This is a genomic window from Okeania sp. SIO2F4, assembly GCF_010672385.1.
Lineage (GTDB): Bacteria > Cyanobacteriota > Cyanobacteriia > Cyanobacteriales > Microcoleaceae > Trichodesmium.
Genome location: NZ_JAAHGT010001089.1, coordinates 1 through 2,952, shown reverse-complemented (window position 1 = coordinate 2,952; position 2,952 = coordinate 1). Strand labels below are relative to the sequence as shown.

Here is a 2,952-nt window from a genome sequence, read left to right as displayed (position 1 = left end):
ATAATGGTGAAGTTTTTGATTTAGCTGCTGTGGATATTTTAAGAGACCGGGAGCGGGGTGTTCCTCGTTATAATGATTTTAGAGAATTGATTGGTCGTGGACGAGTAAAATCTTTTGAAGAGATTACTGATAATGAAAAATGGGTGAAAGAATTACGAGAAGTTTATCAGAATAATATTGATAGTGTAGATTTAATGGTGGGTATGTTTGCGGAAAATCCTCCCAAGGGATTTGGTTTTAGTGATACTGCTTTTCGTGTGTTTATTCTTATGGCTTCTCGAAGGTTAAAAAGCGATCGCTTCTTTACTGAAGATTATCGAGCTGAAATTTATACTCAATTTGGTTTAGATTGGATTGATAATAACAATATGTTGACTGTTTTACGTCGGCATTATCCTAGTTTAAGTCCGGCTTTATTTGGTGTAGAAAATGCTTTTGCACCTTGGCGAAAGGTGGGTATATAATAACGAAGTTAGAAGTCACAAGTCAGAAGTCGGAAGTTATAAGGGTTATCATTTTAATTAGGGCTTGCTGATTAAATATCAAAGCATTTATAGATAAATATCTTAGCCTTTTTAGGTCGAAAAAACTGCGCTTTTTTAAGTCTAAAAATGCTCAAAAAGTTAGCATTTTGGGTAGACAAGCACAGAAAAACCGAGGGGCAAAATATCTGATACCTCCTCTATAATTCCCATTTATCCTGACTCCTCCCCTCACTCATAAGACTTTTTCAGCAAACCCTAATTAAACACACAACTCTCTAGGTATTTTAAATGCACAACAGCTTACCATTTCTTAAAAGTCTTGCTACATATTCTTGAGAATAGGGATTAGGAGTTAGGGAGTAGGGTTTCACCGAATTAAGATACTTTTGCTTAATGTCTAGAATCGTTAAAAACTTTCTTGAAGCTTACTTATTACTTAATAATTGGGTGTTGCTGAAGCTCGTGTATGATATTAACCTTAATTACTTAGCAGTCAGTCCTCAGGAGTCAGGAGGGAAGAAAGAAGAAGAAAGAGGAATAGAAGGAGATGCGTTGTATATTTCTGGGATGAATTGTATGCTTGGACAAAAAAGAAGCATGAAGTATTAAGAATGAGATTTACCTGTTTAAAAAAGATTCATCCCTTGATTCAGCAACGCCAATAACTGAAGTTTTGACGAAGTATAGCAATAATGCATGGGAATTGGTATAAGGCAATTTTCAAGTGCGATAGGAGAGTTGATTTTAGATTAATAAATTTGACTTAATAACTCTGTGTTAAAAAACTTGATTGAGAATAGGTATTAACGATAATTAGTAAAATTAATTCTCCCTAGCTTGTTAATTTTAATAATAGTCATACCAAATCCGGCGATCAAAAGGTACTTTGTTAAAAATCCTCTCTAACCATTTCCCCTACTCCCCATCTACAAAAAAGAATACTCTATAAATCTAATTTAGTATCATACCAAATTAGGAATCTGATAACTAATTAACTAGCTATTAGAAAAGCAATAAAACCTATATTTAGGAAACAGAAAAAATGTTAGATATTATCAGCTTTAATCCATTTAGAGTGAAAATTCCATTTTTACTAGACATCATTATAATTTCTGATTCAGAGCAAATAAAGAAAATTGAAACTTCAGGAGATGTAGACCGTTTACACACATACGATACTGCTTCTTTACCTTGGTGGGCAAAAATTTATTTTAGAGCTACTAAATTTCACGATCGAGAGCGTGATTTATGGTTTTGTCCTTTCGAGTCAACCTCTAATCCTACTTATCAACAAAGACGAGCATATCTTGAGGAGAAAGTGGCAAAAAGTTATAGTGAAGCAGATGTCAAAAGAATTGCTGAACTGTTAAATAAAAATACAGAAGATGAAGTTCTTGCTTATGAAATGGTGCAAATAGTTAATCAAAGATTTTTTGAGAAAGAGATTCCTCTACCTATTACTAAAACTGCCAAAAATACAGTACAAAGTTTAGGCGAAGCTATCTTGCCGTGGAAATATATAGCTGGTAGAAAAGCACAGAATCAACTGATGAATTACTGTGCAAAAAATCTTCCCAATGATGTTCATATTTTAGATGTCGGACATAATATTGGGGAGGTTGTGCAAGCAACAACAGGTGGATTAAGAACGTTAAAAAATAACCTAGATAAATCAGTAGAAGAAATATTTACATCTAATCCTTTGACTCCTCAAGCACCACGAATAGCTGTGAAGGAATCAAATTTTGATGGATTATTATCATCTCCTACAATTCCAGGAAAAACAGTTTTTATCTTGAAAATTGGAAAAGCTGCTATTGAAACCCAGGATATAAATTTTACTTTTAGCACTGGAAGTTCAGAAAGAGCTTGTGTATTTAAAGATTTTTTTCTGGAATTTATGAAAGATTTACAACAAGAGTTACGTCAGACAAAATCTCAACCTGAGAATTAGATATTTTTATAGATGTAGAAGTCTGATTTTAGTTCTCTCAAAATATCCCGGAAAAACTTCACCCAGAAAAATCACTCTGACAATTTTTCCTAACTCCTAAGACAAAATCTCAACTTGAGAATTAGATATTTCATAGATGTAGAAGTCGAATTTTGATTCTGTTGAAATATCCCGGAAAAACTCAACCCAGAAAAATCACTCTGACAATTTTTTCTTCTACCTCCTCTATAATTCTCCTAACTTATAACTCCTAACTCTTAAGACAAAATCTCAAGCTGAGAATTAGATATTTCATAGATGTAGAAGTCGGATTTTGGTTCTGTTGAAATATCCCGGAAAAACTCAACCCAGAAAAATCACTCTGACAATTTTTTCTTCTTTTTCTTCTACCTCCTCTATAATTCTCCTAACTTATAACTCCTAACTCCTAAGACAAAATCTCAAAGTTAGAATTAGATATTTCATAGATGTAGAAGTCGAATTTTGGTTCTGTTGAAATATCCAGGAAAAACT

General features: G+C 33.1%; 3 protein-coding genes. All 3 read left to right on the top strand.

The window, feature by feature from the left end:
• On the top strand, nucleotides 1-464 hold a 464-nt coding region (locus F6K22_RS37400; protein ID WP_293109841.1), incomplete at its 5' end, for a peroxidase family protein.
• 414 nt (nucleotides 465-878) lie between these two features.
• Nucleotides 879-1,094 (top strand): hypothetical protein, encoded by a 216-nt coding sequence (locus tag F6K22_RS37395; RefSeq protein ID WP_293109839.1) that lies wholly within the window; start codon nucleotides 879-881, stop codon nucleotides 1,092-1,094.
• Nucleotides 1,095-1,527: 433 nt separating this feature from the next.
• Entirely contained in the window at nucleotides 1,528-2,439 is a 912-nt protein-coding gene (locus F6K22_RS37390; RefSeq protein WP_293109838.1) for a hypothetical protein, read from the top strand.
• Nucleotides 2,440-2,952: the final 513 nt, after the last annotated feature.